The sequence below is a fragment of the Halomonas terrestris genome (assembly GCF_049166755.1).
In the GTDB taxonomy this organism is placed as follows: Bacteria; Pseudomonadota; Gammaproteobacteria; order Pseudomonadales; family Halomonadaceae; genus Halomonas.
The window spans coordinates 17,555-39,886 of sequence record NZ_JBMHFZ010000011.1 but is presented as its reverse complement, the minus strand read 5'-3'; the positions used below and the strand labels follow the sequence as shown (position 1 = coordinate 39,886).

The 22,332-nt window shown below is 70.8% G+C and carries 24 protein-coding genes and 1 pseudogene; 17 read left to right on the top strand and 8 right to left on the bottom strand.

The window, feature by feature from the left end; all coding sequences use genetic code 11:
- Nucleotides 1–162 precede the first annotated feature (162 nt).
- Nucleotides 163–1,398 (bottom strand): YbfB/YjiJ family MFS transporter, encoded by a 1,236-nt coding sequence (locus tag ACOMD9_RS12015; protein WP_421415298.1) that lies wholly within the window; start codon nt 1,396–1,398, stop codon nt 163–165.
- A gap of 141 nt (nt 1,399–1,539) precedes the next feature.
- Here ACOMD9_RS12015 and ACOMD9_RS12010 point away from each other — a divergent pair, with 141 nt between their 5' ends.
- Nucleotides 1,540–2,133 carry a class I SAM-dependent methyltransferase gene (locus ACOMD9_RS12010; protein ID WP_421415152.1) on the top strand — a complete coding sequence of 198 codons (594 nt, stop codon included), beginning with the start codon at nt 1,540–1,542 and terminating at the stop codon, nt 2,131–2,133.
- 17 nt (nt 2,134–2,150) lie between these two features.
- Nucleotides 2,151–3,149: an aldo/keto reductase gene (locus ACOMD9_RS12005; RefSeq protein WP_421415149.1), complete on the top strand. Its 999-nt coding sequence runs from the start codon at nt 2,151–2,153 to the stop codon at nt 3,147–3,149.
- Between the two features lie 94 nt (nt 3,150–3,243).
- On the opposite strand, the gene ACOMD9_RS12000 is transcribed toward ACOMD9_RS12005, so the two are convergent.
- From ACOMD9_RS12000 to ACOMD9_RS11985, 4 genes are all read right to left on the bottom strand, one after another.
- Complete coding sequence (locus ACOMD9_RS12000; protein ID WP_421415147.1) at nt 3,244–3,477, bottom strand: hypothetical protein; 234 nt, start codon at nt 3,475–3,477, stop codon at nt 3,244–3,246.
- Nucleotides 3,478–3,738: 261 nt separating this feature from the next.
- Complete coding sequence (locus tag ACOMD9_RS11995) at nt 3,739–4,332, bottom strand: malonic semialdehyde reductase (RefSeq protein ID WP_421415146.1); 594 nt, start codon at nt 4,330–4,332, stop codon at nt 3,739–3,741.
- A 70-nt stretch (nt 4,333–4,402) separates the two neighbouring features.
- Nucleotides 4,403–5,083 carry a phosphate signaling complex PhoU family protein gene (locus tag ACOMD9_RS11990; RefSeq protein ID WP_421415144.1) on the bottom strand — a complete coding sequence of 227 codons (681 nt, stop codon included), beginning with the start codon at nt 5,081–5,083 and terminating at the stop codon, nt 4,403–4,405.
- A 25-nt stretch (nt 5,084–5,108) separates the two neighbouring features.
- The gene (locus ACOMD9_RS11985; protein WP_421415141.1) at nt 5,109–6,314 is read right to left on the bottom strand and encodes a Na/Pi symporter; all 1,206 of its coding nucleotides are present in this window, start codon (nt 6,312–6,314) and stop codon (nt 5,109–5,111) included.
- Between the two features lie 223 nt (nt 6,315–6,537).
- On the opposite strand from ACOMD9_RS11985, the gene ACOMD9_RS11980 reads away from it, so the two are divergent.
- The 15 genes and pseudogenes from ACOMD9_RS11980 (at nt 6,538) to ACOMD9_RS11910 (ending at nt 19,886) form a co-directional block, all read left to right on the top strand.
- Nucleotides 6,538–7,203, top strand: coding sequence for a hypothetical protein (locus ACOMD9_RS11980; protein WP_421415140.1), 666 nt, complete (start codon nt 6,538–6,540; stop codon nt 7,201–7,203).
- A gap of 90 nt (nt 7,204–7,293) precedes the next feature.
- Nucleotides 7,294–8,199: a metal ABC transporter permease gene (locus ACOMD9_RS11975; protein ID WP_421415137.1), complete on the top strand. Its 906-nt coding sequence runs from the start codon at nt 7,294–7,296 to the stop codon at nt 8,197–8,199.
- A 147-nt stretch (nt 8,200–8,346) separates the two neighbouring features.
- Complete coding sequence (locus ACOMD9_RS11970) at nt 8,347–8,502, top strand: hypothetical protein (protein ID WP_421415134.1); 156 nt, start codon at nt 8,347–8,349, stop codon at nt 8,500–8,502.
- Entirely contained in the window at nt 8,502–9,239 is a 738-nt protein-coding gene (locus ACOMD9_RS11965) for a metal ABC transporter ATP-binding protein (protein WP_421415132.1), read from the top strand. Before ACOMD9_RS11970 ends, ACOMD9_RS11965 begins: the two co-directional genes overlap by 1 nt.
- Nucleotides 9,233–10,123, top strand: a complete 891-nt coding sequence (locus tag ACOMD9_RS11960; protein ID WP_421415129.1) for a metal ABC transporter permease — start codon at nt 9,233–9,235, stop codon at nt 10,121–10,123. The genes ACOMD9_RS11965 and ACOMD9_RS11960 overlap by 7 nt, the downstream gene beginning before the upstream one ends.
- Before the next feature lie 33 nt (nt 10,124–10,156).
- Nucleotides 10,157–11,281, top strand: a complete 1,125-nt coding sequence (locus ACOMD9_RS11955) for a metal ABC transporter solute-binding protein, Zn/Mn family (protein ID WP_421415127.1) — start codon at nt 10,157–10,159, stop codon at nt 11,279–11,281.
- 93 nt (nt 11,282–11,374) lie between these two features.
- Nucleotides 11,375–11,884, top strand: a pseudogene (locus ACOMD9_RS11950) (ABC transporter ATP-binding protein); the annotation flags it as partial.
- 160 nt (nt 11,885–12,044) lie between these two features.
- A complete protein-coding gene (locus ACOMD9_RS11945; protein ID WP_421415126.1) occupies nt 12,045–12,728 on the top strand; it encodes a TVP38/TMEM64 family protein in 684 nt (227 codons plus the stop codon).
- Nucleotides 12,729–12,875: 147 nt separating this feature from the next.
- Nucleotides 12,876–15,398 carry an FtsX-like permease family protein gene (locus tag ACOMD9_RS11940; RefSeq protein WP_421415123.1) on the top strand — a complete coding sequence of 841 codons (2,523 nt, stop codon included), beginning with the start codon at nt 12,876–12,878 and terminating at the stop codon, nt 15,396–15,398.
- Entirely contained in the window at nt 15,395–16,537 is a 1,143-nt protein-coding gene (locus ACOMD9_RS11935) for a lipocalin-like domain-containing protein (RefSeq protein ID WP_421415121.1), read from the top strand. The genes ACOMD9_RS11940 and ACOMD9_RS11935 overlap by 4 nt, the downstream gene beginning before the upstream one ends.
- A gap of 3 nt (nt 16,538–16,540) precedes the next feature.
- Nucleotides 16,541–17,452 (top strand): LysR family transcriptional regulator, encoded by a 912-nt coding sequence (locus tag ACOMD9_RS11930; protein ID WP_421415119.1) that lies wholly within the window; start codon nt 16,541–16,543, stop codon nt 17,450–17,452.
- 158 nt (nt 17,453–17,610) lie between these two features.
- Nucleotides 17,611–18,045, top strand: coding sequence for a DoxX family protein (locus ACOMD9_RS11925; protein WP_421415118.1), 435 nt, complete (start codon nt 17,611–17,613; stop codon nt 18,043–18,045).
- A gap of 65 nt (nt 18,046–18,110) precedes the next feature.
- Nucleotides 18,111–18,863, top strand: coding sequence for a DODA-type extradiol aromatic ring-opening family dioxygenase (locus ACOMD9_RS11920; protein WP_421415115.1), 753 nt, complete (start codon nt 18,111–18,113; stop codon nt 18,861–18,863).
- Nucleotides 18,864–18,954: 91 nt separating this feature from the next.
- Nucleotides 18,955–19,302, top strand: coding sequence for a hypothetical protein (locus ACOMD9_RS11915; RefSeq protein ID WP_421415112.1), 348 nt, complete (start codon nt 18,955–18,957; stop codon nt 19,300–19,302).
- 59 nt (nt 19,303–19,361) lie between these two features.
- Nucleotides 19,362–19,886, top strand: a complete 525-nt coding sequence (locus ACOMD9_RS11910; RefSeq protein ID WP_421415110.1) for a C40 family peptidase — start codon at nt 19,362–19,364, stop codon at nt 19,884–19,886.
- A 15-nt stretch (nt 19,887–19,901) separates the two neighbouring features.
- Here ACOMD9_RS11910 and ACOMD9_RS11905 read toward each other — a convergent pair whose 3' ends face one another.
- From ACOMD9_RS11905 to ACOMD9_RS11895, 3 genes are read right to left on the bottom strand one after another with little or no spacing between them, the layout of a single operon-like run.
- A complete protein-coding gene (locus ACOMD9_RS11905; protein WP_421415107.1) occupies nt 19,902–21,281 on the bottom strand; it encodes a sensor histidine kinase in 1,380 nt (459 codons plus the stop codon).
- On the bottom strand, nt 21,278–21,949 hold the full coding sequence (locus ACOMD9_RS11900; protein WP_421415105.1) for a response regulator transcription factor: 672 nt from the start codon (nt 21,947–21,949) through the stop codon (nt 21,278–21,280). Before ACOMD9_RS11900 ends, ACOMD9_RS11905 begins: the two co-directional genes overlap by 4 nt.
- Nucleotides 21,946–22,311, bottom strand: coding sequence for a PepSY domain-containing protein (locus ACOMD9_RS11895; RefSeq protein ID WP_421415103.1), 366 nt, complete (start codon nt 22,309–22,311; stop codon nt 21,946–21,948). Before ACOMD9_RS11895 ends, ACOMD9_RS11900 begins: the two co-directional genes overlap by 4 nt.
- Between the last annotated feature and the right edge of the window lie 21 nt (nt 22,312–22,332).

The window sequence follows — 22,332 nt, the reverse complement described above, 5'->3', positions numbered from 1 at the left end:
GAAGCCCGTCAAGGTGCGCCTTGCAAGCGGAATCCACGCCGCCGGGGGCTGACCCCATAGCGACTCCCAGCGCTGGCCGCCCTGTCAGCGACCCACACCTAACATTATGATAATTCAGGAATATTCCTGGAAACCCGTCGCGGGATGCAAGGCAGCATCCCCTCACCCCACCTTCGCCTCGGCATCCAGGCTTTGCGCCGTCTGGTCCACCCGGCGCAGCCAGGCGAGGAGCACGGCGCCCAGGGCGACGAAGCCGCCGGCCAGCCACAGGCCGGTGTCGTAGTGGCCGGTGGCCTCGGCGAGCATGCCGGTGAGCGCCGGGGCGACGATCTGCGCGGCGCCGTAGGCGAGCGTCATGCGCCCCATCAGCCGCGCCGGGCTCTGCGGGTAGAGCCGGCCGGCCATGGTCAGCACCAGGCTCACGCAACCCAGGAAGGTGCCGCCGTAGAGCACGGCGCTGAGCAGCACGCCGGCGAGGCTGTCGGTCAGTGCCGGCAGCACGATGCCCACCACCTGCAGGGCCATGGCGGTGATCAGCGCGCCGAGATAGCCCATCCAGCGGGCCACCAGGTCCCACAGCATCACCGCGGGGGCGGCGGCCAGCCCCACCAGGGCAAAGGCCCAGTTGCCGGCGCCGGCCAGCAGCGGCTCGCGCTCGACGATCGCCACGATGAAGGTGGCGCTGATCACGTAGCCGTAGCCGGCGCAGAAGTAGGCGGCGAGCATCAGCCGCATGAAGGTGCGCGAGGGCGGGGCGGCCTGCCGATGACGGTGGCCGCTACCCTCGCTCGGCTTCGCGGGGCGCGGCATCCAGAGCCAGGCGGGCACCAGCAGCACCGCGGCCAGCGCCGTGAATCCCCACCACTGGGCCTGCCAGCCCAGCGGGACGCGCAGCATCAGCTCCACCGCCAGGGCGGCGACCAGTATGCCCAGCCCCAGGCCGGCGAAGTGGATGCCCAGCTCACCGCGCTGACGGTGCTGAATCAGCCAGTGCAGGATCAGCCCCGAGGCCAGCAGCATCGCCCCGCTGCTGGAGAAGCCGGCCACGAAGCGCATGCTCGCCCACAGCCAGAAACTGTCGGCCAGCGCCATGCCGGCGGTGGAGAGCACCGCCAGCAGCAGGGTGAGGCGGTAGAGGCTGTCCTTGAGGCGGATGCTGTGGATGGAGGCCGCCACCAGCGCGCCGAGCATGTAGCCGGCGTAGTTGAGGGCGGCCACCCAGCCGCCCTGGGCATCGCTCAGCCAGGTCTGCTGCTGCATCACCGGCAGCAGCGGCGTATAGGCGAAACGCGCCACGCCGATGCAGAGGAGCTGGCTGAACACCCCGGCCAGCAGCACCCGGTAGCGCGGGGAAACAGAACGAGGGGAAGGCATCCGGGCGGATGATGACGAGGGCATGGCCAAGCCGGGGCTCCTGGGTCCGTGTTGTTGTCGACGAGCGGCATCGGGGAGCACAGCATACCCGCAGGACGTTGGCCGCGTCCGACAGGCAGCTGTTATTCTTTGGTGATATTGCCTTATGAGATCGAGGAACCCTTCATGTGGGACGAGCGCTACCGCACGGACGACTATGTCTACGGCATCGAGCCCAACGACTTCCTGCGCGACCATGCCGGGCGGATCGGCGAGCCGCCCAGGCGGGTGCTCTGCCTGGCGGACGGCGAGGGGGGCAACGGCGTCTACCTGGCCGGGCTCGGCCACTGGGTCACCTCGGTGGACGCCTCCTCGGTGGGCCTGCGCAAGGCCGCCCGGCTTGCCGAGCAGAAGGACGTGGTGCTGACCACCCTGCACGCCGACCTCACCACCCACGAGTTCGAACCCGAGTCCTTCGATGCGGTGGTGTCGATCTTCTGCCACGTGCCGGCCGCGGGTCGCCCCCACCTGCACCGCCAGGTGATCCGGGCGCTCAAGCCCGGCGGCGTGCTGATCCTCGAGGCCTACACCCCGGACCAGGTGCCCCGCGACACCGGCGGACCGGACACCCCGGACCGCACCCCCACCGCTGCCGAGCTGAACCGGGCCTTCGCCGAACTCGAGATCGAGCTCAGCCGCGAGTGCGAGCGCGAGGTGGTGGAGGGCCGCGGCCACACCGGCCCGGGCGCCGTGGTGCAGTTCATCGCCCGCAAACGCTGAGAACAAGGAACCCCAACATGACGCTCCTTTCCCGACTCCAGGCCCTCGGCTCGCCCGCCATCGGCCTGGGCTGCATGAACCTCTCCCACGGCTACGGCCAGCCGGTGCCCGAGGCCGAGACGCTGAAGGCCCTCGATGCCGCCTTCGACATGGGCTACCGCCACTTCGACACCGCCACCCTCTACGGCGCCACCGCCAACGAGCGGCTGGTGGGCAAGGCCCTGGCGGGCCAGCGCGACGAGATCCTGCTGGCCAGCAAGTGCGGCATGGCCTTCGACCCCGAACTCGGCCGCAAGGTGATCGACGGGCGACCCGAGACGCTCCGGCAGCAGTGCGAGGCGAGCCTCGCGCGCCTGCAGACCGACCATATCGACCTTTACTACCTGCACCGCTGGGACCGGACGGTGCCCATCGAGGAGAGCGTGGGCGCGCTGGCCCGGCTGGTGGCGGAGGGCAAGATCGGCGCCATCGGGCTCTCCGAGGTCTCCGCGGCCACCCTGCGCCGCGCCCGCACCGAGCACCCCATCGCCGCGGTGCAGTCGGAATACTCGCTGTGGACCCGCAACCCGGAGATCGCGGTGCTCGAGGCGTGCCGCGAGGCGGACACCGCCTTCGTGGCCTTCAGCCCCCTGGGCCGGGGCTTCCTGGCCGGGGCGATCCAGGCCGACACCCCGCTGGCGGAGGGCGACGTGCGGCGCGGCATGCCGCGCTTCAGTGCCGAGAACCTGCCCCGCAACCTGGCGCAGCTGGCCGAGCTCCAGGCCGTGGCGAAGGAACTCGAGGTCACCAGCGGCCAGCTGGCGCTGGCCTGGCTGCGGGCCAAGGGCGACGACATCCTGCCGATCCCCGGCACCCGCTCGGCGGCCCACATGGGCGAGAACCTGGGCGCCGACGGCCTGCGCCTGGCGCCGGCCACCGTGGCCCGGCTGGACGCCATGCTGACCCCGGACCGGGTGGCGGGCGAGCGCTACGGCGAGGCCCTGCAGAAGGAAATCGATACCGAGGCGTTTGGTTGATCGAAAAACGCCCCCGCGTCGGCTCCAGGCGCCAGGGGCGGGGGCATGCGGGCGGGGCCTCGCCGCGCGGGCCGGGCGGGTCGGTGGCCCCGTGTCAGTTATGGTCGACCAGCCCCGACTCACCGGCCATGCCGGCACAGTGGGCACAGCAGAAGATCGTGTCGCCGTGCTGGACGCCGTGCCCGACCACCCGGCAGCCGCACTGCACGCATGTCGGCGCCAGCTTGTGGATGGCGCATTCGAAGGAGTCGAAATCGAAGTTTTCACCACCCTTGCTGACCGTGAAAGTGTTTTCGTACTGATTGCCGCAAGTGGCACAGGTACCCATGACACACCTCCTGCATTCAACGCGTGAACTATCACCAGAGTCGCCTGCCCCGATCGCGCACAGGGGGCGGCGTGTCCGCCCCGTAGCGATGCGTCCTCGGGCCAGGCAGCAGGCAGGGCGATGTCCGATGCAGCGGCCTCCCCTGCTCACCCTCAAGCCTAGTGGACACCCGGCCAGGCAGCGATCCCCTTCGAGGGCTGGCGTGCCGTAACGTGCCTGCCCGCCGTTCCTCGGGATCGCCGGGCCCCGCAGGGAGCTCCCTCACAGCACTGCCGCCACCTCCTCGAACGCCAGCCGCGGTGCCCGGGGGCGGTTCGCCTGCGGGTCGGCGACCCCGAGGTTGGCCAGGAAATTGGCCCGCCAGCGGCCGTCGGGGAAGAATTCGGCGTCGACCGCCGCGGCGTCGAAGCCGCTCATCGGCCCCACGTCCAGGCCCAGGGCGCGGGCGGCGAGGATCAGGTAGGCCCCCTGCAGGGTGGCGTTGCGCCAGGCGGTCTCGCTGGCCTTCTCCGGGTTGGCGGCGAAGCGCTCGCGGGCATTGGGCGAGTGGGGGTACTGGGTCGGCAGGTGCTCGTAGAAGCGGGTGTCGGTGGCCACGATCACCGTCGCGGGGGCCTGATGGCTCTTGTCGCGGTTGCCTTCGGAGAGCGCCGGCAGCAATCGGGACTTGGCCTCGTCACTGGTGATGAAGAGATAGCGTGCGGGCTGGCAGTTCATCGAGGTGGGGCCCCACTTGAGCAGGTCGTGGAGCCGACGCCAGGTGGCCGGGTCCACGGCTTCATCGAGGAAGCCGTGGGCGGTGTGCGCCTCTCGAAAGAGGGTATCGAGGGCGTGGTCGTCGAGGGACGGGCGCATGAAATCCTCCTCGTGGCTGCGCCCCTCGACTCTACGACATCGACCGTGAACGGTCACGGCCACCGCCGGCTCACAGCGCCTCGTCGCCCTCCAGCGGGAAGTCCAGGTCCTCCAGCCGCCCGGTCACGGCGGTGGCGATATTGGCCAGGTGGGACGCCACACGCTTGTAGTGGCGCGCCAGCAGGGAGTAGGCCACGGCCTCGTGGAACGCGATCTGCCCCTCCTCGCGCAGCAGCGCCTCGATGAGAGCGTCGCAGTCACGGCGAACGTCCCGCGTCGCGGTCAGCACCCGCTGGGCCTGCTCCTCGTCGGAGTCCCGGGTGGCCTCGATCAGCTTGCCGAACAGGCCACCCAGCTGCTCGGCCATGCCGTCCAGCGGCTCCTGGTAGCGGGGCACATGGAAGCCTTCGGTGTAGAAGGCGCCTACCTCGAACACGTTCTTGCAGTAGTCGCCGATCCGCTCGGCGTCCTTGCCGACGCTCATCAGCGCCAGGCAGATGGCGACATCGTGACCGGGGTTGACGGTGAGGTGGCGCAGCACCTTGCGCCGGATGGAGCGCTCCAGCTCGTTGATGGCCTGGTCGCGGTCGTAGAGCGGCTGGCGCACGTCTTCCGCCGGCACCGTGCTGTTGAGCACCTCGTTGGCACGGGCGAACATCCAGGCGCCGTGCTCCAGCATCAGGGTCAGGTCCTCGAACGCCTGGTCGAGGGTCTTCTCGGAGGTCAGGGCGCTGTAGAGCTGTCGAAACATGGGGGAACCTCCCGGTTGGCCGCGCTCAGCGCAGGCTCATGAACAGTTCGGTGACGGTAATGCCGACCAGCGGCACCACCAGGAATACGCCGATCAGGAAGAGGAAGGCGTAACGGATCTGCTGGCCGGCCAGGCGGCCGTACCAGGTGGCGATACGCAGCGGAATGACGCGCAACGGCCACCAGATGGCGGTACCGGTCAGGTTGAAGATGACATGGAAGAGCGCCACCGTCATCGCCGCGGCGACGGGGTTGGCGGTGGCGGCCAGCACGCTGGTCACGGTGGTGCCCAGGTTGGCCCCCATCATGAACGGAAGCACCCGGCGCAGGCGCACCACCCCGGCCCCGGCCAGGGGCACCATCAGGCTGCTGGTGATGGAGCTGGACTGCACCAGCACGGTGGAGACCACCCCTACGCCATAGGCGCGTGCATCGGTGCGAAAGAAGTAGGTGCGGAACAGGCCGTCCATGTGGCGCAGCAGGGCGCCGCGAAGGTTCTGCACCATGAACACCAGCGCCGTGAACATCAGCAGCAGGCCGAGGCCCGCCATGAAGAGCCCCGCGGCCGCGACGCTGGGCATCAGGGCGGTACCCAGCCAGTCGGCGGCGTCGACGATGGGCGCGGTGATCACCTTGACGGGGCTGCTGGGCTTGGCGACTTCCTCCAGGCCGATGAGGTCGGCCAGCCAGCCGGCCAGGCGGGTGAAGAGGCCGTGCCCGCCCTCGTGGAAGATGCCGGTGAGCCACTCGATGGGGAAGACCACCAGCACGGTGAGGATATTGAAGAAGTCGTGCATCATCGCCGCGGTGAAGGAGCGGCGGAAGTTGCGCTTGATGCGCACGTTGGCCAGGGCCACGATCACCCCGGTCACCGCGGTGCCGATATTGGCGCCCATGATGGCGAACACCGCGGTGCCCAGGGTCATCTCGCCGCTGGCCACCAGGGTGACGATCAGCGCCGAGGTGAACGAGGAGCTCTGCACCACCATGGTGACCAGCACGCCGGCCATCAGGGCGATGAAGGGGTTCGCGCCGTAGGCGAAGGCGCGGGTCAGCAGGTCGCTGTCGCTACCGAAGGTGCCCAGGCCGGAGCCCAGCACATTGAGGGCGGCCAGGAAGAGGTAGAGGCACAGGCCGGCATAGAGACCACGCAACCAGGCGGGCGTCTCATGGCGTGGCTGCCGGGCGAGCGCCCGGTCGTCGGGGGAAGGGGAGAGCTCGGTTCTCGACATAAGAAGCCTGTTGGGTGGCGGCACGGTCGTTGTGACAGTTGCATGACGGTTTCATGTCAGTGCGCGCACGGTAACGCCCGAACATGACAATCTGGTTACAGGGCAGCGACTCTCCACGATACCGGTGGCTTACGGCTCACGGAAGGTGGCCGATGCCTCGTGCCGCCCGGGCAGCCTCGCGGTGCTACCCTTGGAGAATCCTGCCCGCCACCCGGAGACCGCCATGTCCCCCACTCGCCTGCTTGCCTGCCTGCTGGCCCTGCTGCTGAGCCTGCCCGCCGCCTCGACCCTGGCCCAGACACCCGAGCAGGAGTGGCAGGCCTACGAGGACGCCCTGGCCAGGGGCGAGCGTCATGCCAACCTCTGGCAGGCGGGCTGGACCGGGGTCTATGCCACCAGCCTGGCGGTGAACGCCTGGCAGGCCAGCGAGGCGAGCGACCGCGACGACCGCTACGACGCCCGGGTCGGGGTGGTGAAGTCCGCCCTGGCGCTGGGCGGCATGTTCCTGGACCGCCAGCCGCACCCCCGGGCCCATCGGGAGCTGCGTGACGGCGGGAGCGATATCGAGAGCGCCCGCCGGCTGCTCCGGGCCGTGGCCGAGGAGGAGCGCCGACGGCGCAGCCTGGAGGCCCGCCTCGGCTCACTGGCGGTGAACACCGCGGCGGGGCTGCTGATCGCCGTGGGCGATGGCCGCGAGCGCGACGGGGCGATCAACTTCGCCACCGGCATGCTGGTCAGCGAGCTGCAGTTGCAGACCCAGCCGCGCCAGGCCACGGCGGCGGTGAACCGTTTCCAGCCGGCGCGGGTGTCGATCGGTGATATCCACCTCGAGGGCGAATACGCCTTCCTGGTGGGGCCCAATCAGCTGGGGCTGGCGCTGCGCTACTGAGCCGGCCGGTACGGATCGCATCGTGAGGCGCTGGATGGCGAATGAAATGTTATGATATAACATGTCTTATACTGCCCTCGGGATACGCCGATGCTCGATACCCTGCTGTGGTGGCTCGCCTCGCCGCTGGACTATGGCTTCATGCGGCGCGCCCTGGCCGCCTCCATCGCCCTGTCGCTGACCGCTCCCGTCATCGGCGTGCTGCTGACCCTGCGCGGCCTGAGCCTGATGGGCGAGGCGCTGTCGCATGCGATTCTTCCCGGCGTGGCCGTGAGTTTCCTGCTGGCGGGCTTCTCGCTGCCGCTGATGATGCTCGGCGGCCTCGCCGCCGGCCTGGTCACGGTCGCCGTGGCCGGCGGCATCTCCACCCTCAGCGGGCTGCGAGAGGACGCCGCCATGGCCAGCCTGTTCCTGGTCGCCATGGCGGCCGGGGTGATGGTGATGTCGCTGTCGGGGTCGCCGCTGGATCTCGGCCATGTCCTGTTCGGTTCGATCCTGGCCGTGGATACTCCCACCCTGATGCTGGTGGCCCTGGCCGGCAGTGCCGTGCTGGTCACCGTGGCCATTGCCTTCCGGGCCCTGGTGGTGGAGTGCCTCGACCCGACCTTCCTCACTCTGCAGGGCCGGCACGCAGGATGGTTTCATGCCCTGTTCATGGGCCTGGTGGTATCGACCCTGGTGGTCGGCTTCCAGACCCTGGGCACCCTGATGGCCGCCGGGCTGATGCTCCTGCCGGCGGCCGCGGCCCGCTACTGGAGCCGACGGCTCGAGGGCATGATCGCCGTTGCCGTGGGCATGGCACTGGCATCCAGCGTGATCGGCCTGCTGGGCTCCTATCACCTGGAACTGCCCACCGGCCCCTGTATCATCCTGCTGGCCGGCATGGGCTACCTGGCCTCGCTGCTGGCCGGCTCCCGGGGCGGGCTGCTGCAGCGCCGGGAGCCGGCACGCCTGCCTGCCGACGCCACCCTTCCACGACACCGGGGCCGTCCATGACGCCCGTGGCGATCCAGGGCGTCAGGAAACGCGGGAGGTTGCGCTCACCGCGACGAAACGAGTGGCGGGAGGGCGATTTCGGGGCTGCGATCCCGCCTCGCGTTTGTTATGTTATATCTTAATCTCGATACCCGGAGTCGTCGTGTCATGGCACACCGCTCGCACACCCATCGGCACCGCCCCGAGGGGCCCTGTCATTTCTCCCTGATGTCGCTGTCCGCCACGCGCCGGCTGCTGCTGGTGACGGTACCGCTCGCCCTGCTGTGGCTGACGGTGTCCTGGGCGGCGGGCTGGTGGTCCTGATGTCGCCGGCGGCCCCGACCCGACTGCGGCTGCACGACCTGCAGCTGGCCCAGGGCAACCGTACCGTGCTCGAACATGTGGAGGGCAGCTTCCGCGACGGTGCCATCACCGCCCTGGTGGGCGCCAACGGCACCGGCAAGAGCACCCTGATCCAGGGCATCATGGGGATGCTCAAGCCGATCACCGGCCGTGTCGAGTGCACGGTGCCCCGGGAGCGGCGCGCCTGGCTGCCGCAGCAGCTGGCCCTGGACCTGACCTTTCCCATGAGCGTGGAAGAGCTGGTGATGACCGGCAGTTGGCCCAGTCACGGGGCGCTGAAGGGTTACTGTGCGGCGCACTACCGTCGTGGCCGGGAGATCATGGCGCGGCTGGGCATCTCCCATCTGGCCCACCGGCCGCTGGGAGAGCTCTCCGGGGGCCAGCGCCAGCGGGCGCTGATCGGCCGCACGCTGATGCAGGAAGCCGAGCTGCTGCTGCTCGACGAACCCTTCGCCAACGTCGATGCCGAAACCGTCGACGTGCTGATGACCGTGCTGCGCGACATGGCCCGGGCCGGCGCCACCATCATCGTGGTGCTGCACGACATGGATCAGCTCGCCCGCCTGGCCGACGAGGTGGTACTCCTCGGCGGGGGACATGTGCAGTGGTCCTCGCCCGACGCCATCCTCCAGACCCAGGTGCCGTTCGCGGCGGCCGCCTCGCTGTCGAGCGCCACCCAGGGAGTGGGCACATGCTAGCGCTGCTCAACGAGTGGGTGATCGCTCCCTTCGACTACGGCTTCATGCGGCGCGCCCTGGTGGCCGGCCTCGCCCTCTCCCTGGCCGCCCCGCCCATGGGCGTGTTCCTGGTGCTGCGCGGCATGAGCCTGATCGGTGACGCCATGGCCCACGCCATCCTGCCGGGGGTGGCACTGGGCTTCCTGCTGGCCGGCTTCTCGTTGCCGATCATGAGCCTCGGCGGCGTGCTCTCCGGGCTGCTGGTGGCGGTGCTGGCGGGCAGCGTGTCGCAGATGACCGGCCAGCGCGAGGACGCCGCCATGGCCAGCTTCTTCCTGATCTCGCTGGCCGCGGGGGTGATGCTGGTCTCGCTGGGCGGCAGCAGCGTCGACCTCACCCATGTGCTGTTCGGCTCGATCCTCGCCGTGAACAGCACCGCCCTGATCCTGATCGCCGCCATCAGCAGCCTGATCGTGGTGACCCTGGCAAGCATCTTCCGCGCCCTGGTGGTGGAGTGCCTCGACCCGCTCTTCCTGCGCGGCCAGGGCGTGCACGGCGGCCTGGTCCACGGCATCTTCCTCGGCCTGGTGGTACTCAACCTCACCGCCGGCTTCCAGACCCTGGGCACCTTGATGGCCGTGGGCCTGATGATGCTGCCGGCCACCGCCGCACGTTTCTGGAGCAAGCGCCTGGAGGGGCTGATCGGCGTCGCCATCGGCATCGCCATGGTCGCCAGCAGCGGCGGCCTGCTGCTCTCCTACCACCTCAGCATTCCCTCCGGCCCGGCGATCATCCTGCTGGCCGGCGCCGGCTACATGTTCTCCGCCCTGTTCGGGCGCCATCACAGCCTGCTGGCTCGCCTGCGCCGCCAGGCCGCGCCACTGGGCGCGCCCGAAGCCCACTGATCCCTTATCAACTCCCCACAAGGAGCCCCTGCAATGTTGCGTACCCTCAGACCCTCCGCCCTGGTGATAGGCACGTCCGCCATGCTGGCACTGCCGGCCGCCTTCGCTGCCGAACGCATCCAGGTGGTCGCCAGCTTCAGCATCCTCGCCGACATGGTCCAGAACGTCGGCGGCGAGCATGTCGAGGTGACTTCGCTGGTGGGCCCCGACAGCGACACCCACGTCTTCTCGCCCAGCCCCAGCGATGCCCGGTCGCTGGCCGATGCCGACCTGGTGGTGTTCAACGGCCTGCAGTTCGAGGGCTGGATGGAGCGGCTGATCGACTCCAGCGACTATGCCGGCCCGCTGGTCACTGCCACCGATGGCGTCGACCTGCTGGACTACCATGGCCACGAGCATGACCGCGCCCACGGCCACGACGACCACGGCCACGACGACCACGGCCACGACGACCCCGGCCATGACGACCACGGCCACGACGACCACGGCCATGACGACCACGGCCACGACGACCACGGCCATGACGACCACGAGCATGACGAGCATGGGGATGAGGGCCATGACGATCACGCCCACGGCGACCAGGACCCCCACGCCTGGCAGGACCTGGCCATGGGGCAGGTCTACGTGGTCAATATCCGCGATGGCCTGATCGAGGCCGATCCGGCCAACGAGATGAGCTACCGCGACAACGCCGAGCGCTACATCAACGAACTCGAGGCCACCGAGGCCGAGGTCCGTGAACTGCTCACCGAGATCCCCTCGTCCACCAGCGTGATCACCGGCCACGACTCCTTCGGCTACTTCTCCAGCGCCTACGGAGTGCGCTTCCTCTCGCCGGTGGGGCTCTCCTCGGAGGCCGAACCCAGTGCCGCCGACATGGCACGCCTGATCGACGTGATCCGCGAGCAGAACGTCCAGGCGCTGTTCCACGAGAACATGACCAGCCCGGCGATCATCAACCAGCTCGCCGAGGAGACCGGCCTGCCCATTGCCGGCACCCTCTACGCCGACGCCCTGGCCGCCGAGGGCGAGGCCAGCACCTACCTGGGCATGATGCGCCACAACGCCAGGGTCCTGAATGACGCCCTGGCCCAGCCGGGCCACGACGATCACGGCGATGACGACGACGATCACGGCCACGACCATAGCCACTGATCCTCGTCGCTGACGGCGGTTTCCGGCGCCACCTTCGGGTGGCGCCGTTTTTATGGGACCATCTGGACACCGGTTGCCCAGGATGCCTTCCTCATGCTCGAGTTCCGCCAGGTTCACAAGGCCTACCCCACTCCCCAGGGCCCGCTTGAGGTGCTGGCCGGGGTCGACCTGACCCTGAACGCCGGCGCGAGCCTGGCGCTGATGGGCGAATCGGGCAGCGGCAAGTCGACCCTGCTGCACCTGGCCGCGGGGCTCGACCTCCCCGATGCCGGCGAGGTACGCCTCGCCGGCCACCCACTCTCGACGCTTGCCGAACCCGCCCGGGCCCGGCTGCGGCGCGAGACCCTCGGGCTGGTGTTCCAGCAGTTCCATCTGGTGCCGAGCCTGAACGTCGCCGACAACCTGCGCCTGCAGGCGCGCCTGGCCGGCCGCGAAGAGGCCGCCTGGTCAGCCGAGCTGATCGCGCGGCTGGGCCTGGCCGGGCTCGAGAAACGCTATCCGGAGCAGCTCTCCGGCGGCCAGCAGCAGCGCCTGGCCATCGGCCGCGCCCTGGCCTCGCGTCCCGCCCTGCTGCTCGCCGACGAGCCCACCGGCAACCTCGACGAGACCACCGCGGGCGAGGTGCTCGAACTGCTGCTGGCGCTGGTGCGCGACGCCGGCAGCGCGCTGCTGGTGGTGACCCACAGCCCGCGGGTGGCGGCACCGCTCGACCGCTGCCTGCGCCTGTCCCATGGCCGGGTAGATGACGCCTCGAGTGAGCGACATGGCCCGGCGTGACTGGATGTTTCGTGCGGGCGTGCTCATCGCCGCGGCGATGAGCATGACCCTGGTCTGGCTGGTGCTGGGGCAGCTGGGCATGCCCGACGCCCTGTCGCCCGACGCCCTGTCGCGGTGGTTGAACGGCCGCGGCGCACTGGGGCCGCTGCTGCTGGTGGCCCTCATGGTGCTGACGGTGGTGGTCGGCCCCCTGCCCACCCTGCCGGTCACCGCCGCCTCGGGGCTGGCATTCGGCATCCTTCCCGGGGCCCTGCTCTCGGTGACCGGCGCCCTGTGCGGGGCTCTGATCGCCTTCTCTCTTGCCCGGCTGCTGGGACGTGACCTGCTGCGCGAACGGTACCGGAACAACCCGCTGTTCGGTGCACAAGGTTCGCAGCGGCTGCTGTTCATCACGGTGCTGCTCACCCGCCTGATTCCCATCTTCTCCTTCGCCCTGATCAGCTACGCCGCCGGCGTGACCGCCATCGCGGCATGGCGTTTCGCCCTGGCCTCGGTGATCGGCATGCTGCCGATGACCCTGGTGTTCGCCAGCCTCGGCCATACCTTCGAGCTGCATCCCCTGCTCAGCACCACGGCGGCCATCACGATCCTTGCCGCCATGGCCCTGCTGCCCTGGTACCTGAGCCGCCACCGCCATTCGCGGCTGGCCAGGTGGCTGCACCTCGACTGATCCTCCGCCGGGCGCGACCGCTCGGCGGCGGGTGACAGGGAGTCGAGCGTGCGCGGCGCCTGCCACTCCCCGCCTCGCCGCTTCTGTGAGACGATGCCGGCACGAGGGGCCACCAGGCCCCGGTCGATTCTCACCCTCGTGCCCCCGATGCTCACCACCCTGGCCACCCTGCTCTCCCACTACCGCCGCCATCCCGGCCAGCTGGCCATGCTGCTGCTGGGCCTGTGGGTGGCCAGCGCCCTGTGGAGCAGCGTGCAGGCGATCAACGCCTCGGCCCGCGACAGCTACGCCCGCGCCGAGGCGCTCTTCTCCACCGGGCTGGACCGTCTCGAACGCCGCGACGGCGAACCGCTGACCCGCGACGACTTCCTGGCCCTGCGCCGGGCCGGGCTGCCGGTGTCGCCGCTGCTGGAGGGCGAGCTGGAGGCCCCCGACGGCACCCGACTGACGGTGATCGGCATCGACCCGCTGACCCAGCCCGGCGACAGCGCCTTCGCCGGCGGCCGCCTGGTGTCGAGCCAGGGCGGGCTCACCGCCTTTCTCACGCCGCCGTGGCAGACCCGCCTGGCCCCCGACACCCTGCCGGCCCTGGGGGTTGCGGCCCGCGATGCCGAGGGCGCCACCCCCGTCCTCGACGGCCGGTGGCTGCCGCCCCTGGCCCTGGCATCGGCGCTGCCGCCCGATACCCTGGTGATGGATATCGCCGCCGCCGCGGCCCTGCTCGACGCCGGCGAGACGCTGACGCGCCTGGTCACCGCCGCCGACGCCCTGGCCGAGGCGCCGGACGGCCTGGCGCTGACCCGGGCGACCACCCTGGTCTCGCCGGGCCAGCTCACCGAGAGCTTCCACCTCAACCTCACCGCCATGGCGCTGCTGGCCCTGGTGGTGGGGCTGTTCATCGTCCAGGCGGCGCTCGGCCTGGCCCTGGAGCAGCGCCTCGGCATGCTGCGCACCCTGCGGGCGCTGGGCGTGCCCGGCCGCCGCCTGGTCGGCCTGCTGCTGCTCGAGCTGGTGCTGCTGGGGCTCGTCGGCGCCCTGGCCGGCATCGTCAGCGGCGTGTGGCTGGCCCGGGCGCTGCTGCCGGACGTCGCCGCCACCCTCGACAGCCTCTACGGCGCCGGGGTGGCGGCCGAGCTGCAGTTGCCCTGGCACTACTGGCTCGGCGGGCTGGCCGTGACCCTCGGCGGCCTGCTGCTGGCCGGCAGCGGCGTGCTGTGGCGGGCCGCCCGGCTCGGCGTGCTGGGCCTCGGCCAGGCCCAGGCCTGGCGCACGGGCTTCCATCGTCAGCTGCGGCTGATGGCCACCAGCGGCGCCGCCTGCGGCCTGGTCGGGCTGGTGCTGTGGGCCTGGCTCGTGCGCCAGCCGCCCGGCGAGGGGCTGCTGGCCGGCTTCGGCCTGATGGCCATGCTGCTGCTCGCCAGTGCGCTCTGGCTGCCGCCGCTGCTGGCGCTGGGCCTCGCCGGGCTCGCGCACCTCTCCCGGCGACGAGCCCTGCTCCAGTGGGGCCTGGCCGACCTGCAGCTGCAGCTGCCGCGCCTGGCGCTGGCGATGATGGCGCTGCTGATCGCGCTCTCCGCCAACCTGGGGGTGAGCAGCATGGTGGGCGGTTTCCGCCTGACCTTCCTCGACTGGCTGGACCAGCGCCTGGTGGCGGACCTCTACCTGCGCCCGCCGGCGGGGCGGTACGACGAGATCCACGCCTGGCTCGCCGACCGGCCGGAGGTCGACGAGCTGCTGGCGACCCGGCGCACCGAGGCCACCCTGCTCGATGCCATCGCCGTCGATGGCCCCCGCCCCCTCAACCTGCCGGTGAGCCTCTACGGCATCACCCCGGGCGAGCGGCTCGTGCCGAGCTGGCCGCTGCTGGCGACCCTCGAAGGACGCGAGGCGGCCTGGCAAGCCTTCCGCGCGGGCGAGCAGGCCTTCATCAACGAGCAGCTGGCCATCGGCCAGCAACTGGCGCCGGGCGACCGGCTGGTGCTCGACGCCCCTGGCCTTCACGAGAACCACCGCGAGACACTGACCGTGGCCGCCATCTACCCGGACTACGGCAACCCCCGCGGCGAGGTACTGCTGGCCACGCCGCGCCTCGCCGAGCACTACCGGGCACCGCCGGGCTCGGTGGGCATCGTGCTGCACGCCGACGCCGACGAGGCGGCCTTGCGCGGCGCCCTCACCGACCGCTTCGGCCCCGACAGCGACACCCTGCTCGACCAGCGCGAGGTGAAACGCTTCTCCACCGACATCTTCGAGCGCACCTTCACCATCACCCGGGCATTGAGCATCCTGACCCTGGGCGTGGCGGCGCTCGCCCTGCTCGCCAGCCTGCTGGCCCAGGCCCGGGAGCGCCGGCGTCAGCTGGCACCGCTCTGGGCGCTGGGCGTGCCCCGGGGACGCCTGATGGGCAGCCAGCTCGCCCAGCTGGGCGGGATGGCGCTGGTCACCGGGGGCCTGGCGGTGCCCCTGGGGATCGCCGTCACCGCGGGACTGGTCAAGGTGATCAACGTGGCCGCCTTCGGCTGGCGCCTGCCGCTGTTCCTGTTTCCCGGCGAGATCCTGGTGACCCTGGCCACCGCCGTGGCGGTGGCCCTGCTGGCCACCGCGCTGCCGGTACTGGCGCTGTGGCGCATCCCGCCTCGCGCCCTGCTGGCCGAGGAGGAAGCGACATGAAGGCCGGACGCTGGCTGCCGGGCCTGCTGGCCGCGCTGGTGCTCGCCGGCTGCGAGGGCGAGCCGCCGCCGGGCGAGACGGCCGGTTTCGCCGGGCTGGGCGAGACTGCCGAAGGCTTCGTGCAGGCGAGCCCCGAGCGGACGCTGCACTTCCCCAAGGATCACGGCCCCCACCCCGATACCCGCATCGAGTGGTGGTACCTGACCGCCAACCTGCGCGACGAGACCGGCGAGCCACTGGGCCTGCAGTGGACCCTGTTCCGCCAGGCGCTGACGCCCCCCGCCTCCCGGCCGGCCCCCGGCCCCTGGGCCGCCGACCAGCTGTGGATGGCGCACATGGCGGTCTCCCGGGGCGTGACCCACCGGGTCGCCGAGCGCTTCGCCCGCAGCCACTCGGCGCGGGACGACGGCCAGGCCGGGGCACGGGCCGCGCCCTTTGCCGCCTGGCTCGACGACTGGCGACTCGAGAGCCGGGTCGAGGCCCCCCACGCCGATACCTTCGAACGGCTGACCCTGACGGCCCAACAGGACGACGAGCACGGCGGCTTCGGCTACCGGCTCGCGCTCACCGCCGAGGGGCCGCTGGTGCAACACGGCGAGACCGGCTTCAGCCAGAAGGCCGCCGACGGCCAGGGCTCGATGTACTACAGCCAGCCCTTCTGGCGCATCGAGGGGGAGGTGACGCTCGACGGCGAGACGCGTGAGGTGAGCGGCCGCGGCTGGCTCGACCGCGAGTGGAGCAGCCAGCTGCTGGGGCCGGAGCAGGCGGGCTGGGACTGGTTCTCGCTGCACCTGGCCAGCGGCCACAAGCTGATGGCCTTCCAGCTGCGTGGCGGCGGCGAGGATGGCGGCAACTACCGTTCCGGTACCTGGATCACCCCAGCCGGCGAGCCCCGCGCCCTGGCCCCGGACGAGCTGGCCCTGACGCCGCTGGCGACGAGCCGGGTCGCCGGCCGCGCAGTGCCGACCCGCTGGCGGCTCGAGCTGCCGGCACAGGGCCTCGACCTGGTGGTGGAGGCCCCTCACAGCGAACGCTGGATGGCCACCTCGGTGGCCTACTGGGAGGGCGAGGTGGTCGTGCGCGACCGCGACAGCGACGAGGCCCTGGGCGAGGGCTATCTGGAGATGACGGGGTACTGACCGATGAACCTGCTGGATGCCATGACCGCCTTCGTTCGGGTCGCCGAGCTGGGCAGCTATACCCGCGCCGCCGAGGCGCTGGACCTGTCGCGCACCCGCGTCTCGCGCCAGGTGATGGATCTGGAGGAGCACCTGGGGGTGCGCCTGCTGCAGCGCACGACGCGTCGCCTCCACCTCACCGAGGCCGGCGAGCGCTACCTGGCCCGGGCCCTGGGCATCCTGCAGGCATTGGAGGAGGCCGAAACCGAGGTCGGCCGCGGCGCCAGCGAGATCCGCGGCCGACTGCGGGTCAACGGCCCGATGAGCTTCGGCACCCGCTACCTGGCCCCACTGGTGGCCCGCTTCATGGTGGAACACCCGGCCCTCGAGGTGCGCCTCGACCTCAACGACCGCCGGGTCGACCTGCTCGAGGAGGGCTACGACCTGGCGATCCGCATCGGCAGCCTGCCCGACTCCAGCCTGGTGGCCCGCCGCCTGACCCGCTGCCGCCTGCTGCTGTGTGCCTCGCCCGGCTACCTGGCCGAGCATGGCGAGCCGTGCGACCTGGCGGAGCTGGAGCGTCACCGCTGCCTGCGCTACCGCTCCGGCCACAGCGGCACCGACTGGCAGTTCGGCGGCAGCGACCTCAGCGTGCGGGGCCCGCTGGAGAGCAACAACGGCGACGTGCTGACCCAGGCCGCCGAGGCCGGGCTCGGCATCGTCCAGCAGCCGAGCTTCCTGGTCACCGAGAGCGTTCGCAGCGGCCGCCTGGTGCCGATCCTGTCCCATGAACCCCAGGTGACCCTGGACATCCACGGGCTCTACCCCGCCCGCCGCCACCTGCCGGCCAAGGTCGAGCACTTCCTCGAGCTGCTGGCCGAGGCCTGGGGGGAGCCGCCTCATTGGGAACGGGAACTGGGGTTGGGGCTGGAATAAGGGGGAGCAGCGGCGGTAGCCGGCGCCAGCGACTGCCCCATATATCGCAACAGTCATTTGCGAATCCCGCAGATTATCTCCGCGCAGGTGTCGAGTAGAGTGACAACCATCAACGCACACAACTCTCCCCTACAACATCCCCGACGGAGATCATCACCATGACCACTCAAGCCATCACCCAAGCCCGCTCTCAAACCCAGGCCACCAGCCTGCAGCCTCATGCCATCGCCCTGCTGCGCATCGCGCTCGGCGTCATGACCCTGGCCCACGGCCTGATGAAGGTGTTCGTCTTCACCATTCCCGGCACCGTCGGCTACTTCGAATCGATCGGCTTCCCGGGCTTCCTGGCCTACCTGACCATCCTGGCCGAGGTCGGTGGCGGCCTGGCGCTGATCCTCGGGATCTACACCCGCTGGATCAGCCTGGCGCTGGTACCGGTACTGCTCGGCGCCGCCTGGGTCCACCTGGGCAACGGCTGGGTGTTCTCCAACGAAGGCGGCGGCTGGGAGTTCCCGGTGTTCTGGGCCATCGCCCTGCTGGTGCAGGCCGGCCTCGGCAGCGGTAGCCTGACCCTGAGCCGCCGCTTCGCCTGAGCCACTCGGGTCACCCTGCGCCTGCCCATCCGGGGCAGGCGTACCCCGTCCACAGGAGTCTCCCCATGCTGCCCAGCCTCTTCATCTCCCACGGCTCCCCCATGCTGGCCCTGACGCCAGGGCCGGCCCACGACTTCCTGCGCGACCTGGGCCACCGCTACCGCCCCGCGGCCATCGTGGTGGTCTCGGCCCACTGGGCGACCCGGGGCCTCGCCGTCAGCACCAGCGCCCACCCCGAGACCATCCACGACTTCGGCGGCTTTCCGCGGGAACTCTACGAGTGCCAGTACCCCGCCCCCGGCGAGCCAGAGCTGGCCAGGCGCCTGGCCCGTGAGCTCAACGCCGTGCCGGCGGCGCGCGGCCTCGACCACGGCGCCTGGGTGCCGCTGTCGCTGCTGTTCCCCGAGGCGGACATCCCGGTGGTGTCGCTGTCGTTGCCCACCACCTGGTCCAGTGCCGAGCTGGTCGAACTGGGCGAGAAGCTCGCCGCGCTATTTCGAACGAAGGAGGGCGACGAGAACGTGCTGGTGATCGGCTCGGGCAGCCTGACCCATAACCTGAGCGAGATGCAGGAGCAGGGCACGCCGATGCCGCCCTGGGTGGGAGAGTTCGTCGACTGGGTACACGAGAAGCTGACCACCGCCGACCGCGAGGCCCTGCTCGCCTGGGAGCAGGGCCCCCACGCCCTGAAGAACCACCCCACCCCCGAGCACTTCCAGCCGCTGCTGGTGGCCATGGGCGCCGGGGGCCGGGCCCAGCGCCTGCACCACAGCATCGAGCACGGCGTGCTGGCGATGGATGTCTACGCCTTCGCCTGACCCAGGGCCTCGCTGGTGAGGCAGGGAGACGAGCGAACGCCTACATTGAAGGTGATATGCCCCTGAAACCGGAACGAGTCGAGGGTTGACCATGACTGCTATCGACATGAGCCTGGGTGACCACATCACCCTCAAGCAACTGTCCCATGCGCTGTCCCACGGCCTCTCGCCCATCGTCGAGGTCGAATCCCAGGACGGCATCTACATCGTGCGCCTGCACCATGCCAACGGGGTGTCGGAACTGTCGGACGCCGAGGGCAACACCTGCACCTTCCTCGGCACCGGCGAGATCCAGGACCTGCTGGGCGACATGGGCCTGACCCACGGTGTGCTGACCTGGGCCGACCAGTGTGGCGACGAGATGATCGGCGTGCCGGGCCATGCCCTGACCCCGGACGAGATGCTCACCTACGGCACGCGTATCGCCTTCCGCTCGTGACCGCCACAGGCTAATGTAGGCGCATGACCATCAGCGAGCGGTACCGTTGGATGCTTCACATGCCCTGCGCCCCCCGTCGCGCCGCCCACCCGCGGCGCCCCTTTCACGCTCCGGCCCTGCGCCTGCTGGCGGCAGGCATGGCGCTGCTGATGCTGGCCGGGTGCGCCGGCCGCGAGCTGGCCACCCGTGACGCCGCCCCCGACGAGGGCCTCTCCCTCGAGCGTGCACTGATCCTCGCCTCCGCCGAGCAGGCCCTCGGCACGCCCTATCGCCCGGGGGGCAACACCCCCGAAGCCCTGGACTGCTCCGGCCTGGTCGAGCTGGTCTATCGCAGCGCCGGCATCGCGGTGCCGCGTACCGCCGACGACCAGTACCGCGAACTGCCGCAGGTGCGTCAGGCCCGCCCGGGGGACCTGCTGTTCTTCGACACCGCCGGACGCGGCAAGGCCAGCCACGTGGGCATCTACCGCGGCGACGGCCAGATGATCCACGCCCCGGGCCGCGGCCGCCGGGTGGAAACGGCACCGGTGGAGATCGCCTACTGGCAGGAGCGCTTCCTCGGCGCGGCCGGTGCGGCTCCCTGAGCCGGCCTACCCACCTTACCGGTCCGGCGGGCCGATTTCCGCCAGCGGAGCGGCAGGCAGCCAGACCCGCACCGCCAGCCCCCCCAGCCGCGAGCGGTCCAGGCTCAGCCGGCCGCCGTGGAGGGCGACCAGGTCGGCGACGATGGCCAGGCCCAGGCCGCTGCCGGAGCACACCTCATCGAGCCGAGCCCCCCGGGCCATGGCCTGATGGCGCTGCGCCTCGCTCATGCCCGGGCCATCATCCTCGACCTCGAGCCAGCTGCCGCCTGCCTCGCTGCGACCGCCGAGGATGACCCGGCTGGTGGCCCAGCGCAGGGCGTTCTCGAGCAGGTTGCCGATCAGCTCCTGGAGATCCTGGGGATCCATGCGCACCATCATCTCCTCCGGCAGCGCGGGGCTCAGGCGGATACCGCGTCGCTCGGCCATCCGGCCCAGCCCCTCCAGCACCGGCGCCAGCACCTCGAGGCAGCGGCTCGGCCGATGCAGCCCGGTGTCGCCCGCGGCGGAGGCCCTCGCCAGGTGGTGGCGCACGGCCTCGTCGATGCGCCTGAGCTCGGCCTTCATGCGCTCGCGCTGCGGCTCGTCGAGACCGTCGGCCTGGGTGGTCAACACGCTCACCGGCGTCTTCAGCGCGTGGGCCAGGTTGCCGGCGGCGTGGCGGGCACGCTCCATCAGCCGCCGATCCCGCGCCAGTACGGCGTTGATGGCGCCGGCCAGCCGCGACAGCTCGCCGGGTAGCCGGGTATCCAGCCGCTCGGCCTCGCCGTTCTCGACGTCGCGCAGGTTGGCCTGCAGCCTTCGCAACGGCGCCAGGGCCCAGCGCACCTGGGCGGCCAGCGCGGCCAGCAGCAGCAGGGCCAGCCCCAGCAGCGAGAGCACCAGCAGGCGGGAGAAGCGCGCCAGCTCCGCATCCAGTCCCTCCCGAGAGACCGCCACACCGACGTGCAGCGGCACTTCGAGAGGGGCGAGGCGGATATCACGCTCGATCAGGCGCAGGACCACGCCCCTGGGGCCCGTGGCATCGCGCACCTCCGGGCCGGAGGCGGGCTGGACCGGCAGCCGCTGGTCCCACAGCGAGCGCGACACCAGCACCCGATCGGCGCCGTCGCTGATCTGCCAGTACCAGCCGGAGAAGACCTGCTCGAAGCGCGGGTCGCCCAGCGAGCGCTCGTGCAGCAGCCGCTGCTCTACCTCGTCATAGCGCACTCCGGCGACCACCACGTTGAGCAGTGCCTCGAGGCGCTCGTCGAAGGCGGCGGTGGTGGAGGCTCGGAAATGGTGGGCGAGCCCCAGGCCCGCCAGGGGCAGCGAGATCAGGATGACCAGCAGGGCGGCCACCAGCAGGCGGGTGGCAAGGGAGGCCCGCGCCAGGGAGGGCAGGCGACGCCGGCTCATGGGGTGCCGTCACCTCCCGTCAGCCGGTAGCCCTGACCGCGCAGGGTCTGGATATGCCCGGCGCCGAGCTTGCGTCGCAGACGGCTGACCTGGACATCGATGACGTTGGAGTCGGGCTCGTGGTCGCGGTCATAGACATGCTCGGCCAGCTCGCTGCGGCTGACCACCCGCGGGGCGGCATGGGCCAGGTAGGCGAGCAGCCGCGCCTCCTGGGCGGTGAGGCTCACCGGGCAGCCGGCACGGGTCACGCTGCCGGTGTGGGTATCGAAGGCCAGGTCACCGATGCGCAGCACCGGATGGGCGTGGCCGTGGCTGCGCCGCACCAGGGCGCGCAGTCGAAACAGCACCTCGGCGGTCTCGAAGGGCTTGGTGACGTAGTCGTCGGCGCCCGCCGAGAACCCCGCCGCCTTGTCGGCCCACCGGGTGCGAGCGGTGAGCACGAGCACGGGCAGCTCGATGCCGTCCTCGCGCCACTGGCCCAGCCAGCGGGTGCCGTCACCATCGGGCAGCCCCAGGTCGAGGATCACGGCATCGTAGACCTCGGTGCGCACCAGGAAGTCGGCCTCGCTGCCGCTGGCCGCCCGCTCCACCAGCACCCCGCCCCCGGCCAGCGCCTCGGCCAACGCCTCGGCCAGGGCACCATCATCCTCCACCAGCAGCACCTTCATGGGCGGCGCCTCATGTCATCGATGCCGACCCCCTCGATGCCGATGATCTCGCCGCTGGCGGCATCGAACTCGAACTCCACCCGCTGGCCCCGGAGGCCGAGCATCTCGACCTCATAGACCAGTCGACCCTCCTCGCGCTCCAGCTCCACCTCCAGCACCTGCCCCTCATAGTGCACCTCCAGCCAGTCGAGGATGGTGGTCATGGGCACCAGCTCGCCGCGACTCACGCGCTCATGCAGGTCCTGCCAGTCGTCGTCACCCTCCGCCAGGGGCGGCAGGCAGGCCAGGGCGAGCACGAGCGCCAGGGCGGCGACGCGGCGACCCTGGCGGAACGGGCGGGCAAACAGCAGGCGTAGCATCATGAGCAGAGCTTGCCACTCGGA

Bases quoted from the DNA above. Each gene is read 5' to 3' on its own strand.
- ACOMD9_RS12015 (WP_421415298.1), bottom strand. From the start codon at position 1,398: ATGCCCTCGTCATCATCCGCCCGGATGCCTTCCCCTCGTTCTGTTTCC.
- ACOMD9_RS12010 (WP_421415152.1), top strand. From the start codon at position 1,540: ATGTGGGACGAGCGCTACCGCACGGACGACTATGTCTACGGCATCGAG.
- ACOMD9_RS12005 (WP_421415149.1), top strand. From the start codon at position 2,151: ATGACGCTCCTTTCCCGACTCCAGGCCCTCGGCTCGCCCGCCATCGGC.
- ACOMD9_RS12000 (WP_421415147.1), bottom strand. From the start codon at position 3,477: ATGGGTACCTGTGCCACTTGCGGCAATCAGTACGAAAACACTTTCACG.
- ACOMD9_RS11995 (WP_421415146.1), bottom strand. From the start codon at position 4,332: ATGCGCCCGTCCCTCGACGACCACGCCCTCGATACCCTCTTTCGAGAG.
- ACOMD9_RS11990 (WP_421415144.1), bottom strand. From the start codon at position 5,083: ATGTTTCGACAGCTCTACAGCGCCCTGACCTCCGAGAAGACCCTCGAC.
- ACOMD9_RS11985 (WP_421415141.1), bottom strand. From the start codon at position 6,314: ATGTCGAGAACCGAGCTCTCCCCTTCCCCCGACGACCGGGCGCTCGCC.
- ACOMD9_RS11980 (WP_421415140.1), top strand. From the start codon at position 6,538: ATGTCCCCCACTCGCCTGCTTGCCTGCCTGCTGGCCCTGCTGCTGAGC.
- ACOMD9_RS11975 (WP_421415137.1), top strand. From the start codon at position 7,294: ATGCTCGATACCCTGCTGTGGTGGCTCGCCTCGCCGCTGGACTATGGC.
- ACOMD9_RS11970 (WP_421415134.1), top strand. From the start codon at position 8,347: ATGGCACACCGCTCGCACACCCATCGGCACCGCCCCGAGGGGCCCTGT.
- ACOMD9_RS11965 (WP_421415132.1), top strand. From the start codon at position 8,502: ATGTCGCCGGCGGCCCCGACCCGACTGCGGCTGCACGACCTGCAGCTG.
- ACOMD9_RS11960 (WP_421415129.1), top strand. From the start codon at position 9,233: ATGCTAGCGCTGCTCAACGAGTGGGTGATCGCTCCCTTCGACTACGGC.
- ACOMD9_RS11955 (WP_421415127.1), top strand. From the start codon at position 10,157: ATGTTGCGTACCCTCAGACCCTCCGCCCTGGTGATAGGCACGTCCGCC.
- ACOMD9_RS11945 (WP_421415126.1), top strand. From the start codon at position 12,045: ATGGCCCGGCGTGACTGGATGTTTCGTGCGGGCGTGCTCATCGCCGCG.
- ACOMD9_RS11940 (WP_421415123.1), top strand. From the start codon at position 12,876: ATGCTCACCACCCTGGCCACCCTGCTCTCCCACTACCGCCGCCATCCC.
- ACOMD9_RS11935 (WP_421415121.1), top strand. From the start codon at position 15,395: ATGAAGGCCGGACGCTGGCTGCCGGGCCTGCTGGCCGCGCTGGTGCTC.
- ACOMD9_RS11930 (WP_421415119.1), top strand. From the start codon at position 16,541: ATGAACCTGCTGGATGCCATGACCGCCTTCGTTCGGGTCGCCGAGCTG.
- ACOMD9_RS11925 (WP_421415118.1), top strand. From the start codon at position 17,611: ATGACCACTCAAGCCATCACCCAAGCCCGCTCTCAAACCCAGGCCACC.
- ACOMD9_RS11920 (WP_421415115.1), top strand. From the start codon at position 18,111: ATGCTGCCCAGCCTCTTCATCTCCCACGGCTCCCCCATGCTGGCCCTG.
- ACOMD9_RS11915 (WP_421415112.1), top strand. From the start codon at position 18,955: ATGACTGCTATCGACATGAGCCTGGGTGACCACATCACCCTCAAGCAA.
- ACOMD9_RS11910 (WP_421415110.1), top strand. From the start codon at position 19,362: ATGCCCTGCGCCCCCCGTCGCGCCGCCCACCCGCGGCGCCCCTTTCAC.
- ACOMD9_RS11905 (WP_421415107.1), bottom strand. From the start codon at position 21,281: ATGAGCCGGCGTCGCCTGCCCTCCCTGGCGCGGGCCTCCCTTGCCACC.
- ACOMD9_RS11900 (WP_421415105.1), bottom strand. From the start codon at position 21,949: ATGAAGGTGCTGCTGGTGGAGGATGATGGTGCCCTGGCCGAGGCGTTG.
- ACOMD9_RS11895 (WP_421415103.1), bottom strand. From the start codon at position 22,311: ATGATGCTACGCCTGCTGTTTGCCCGCCCGTTCCGCCAGGGTCGCCGC.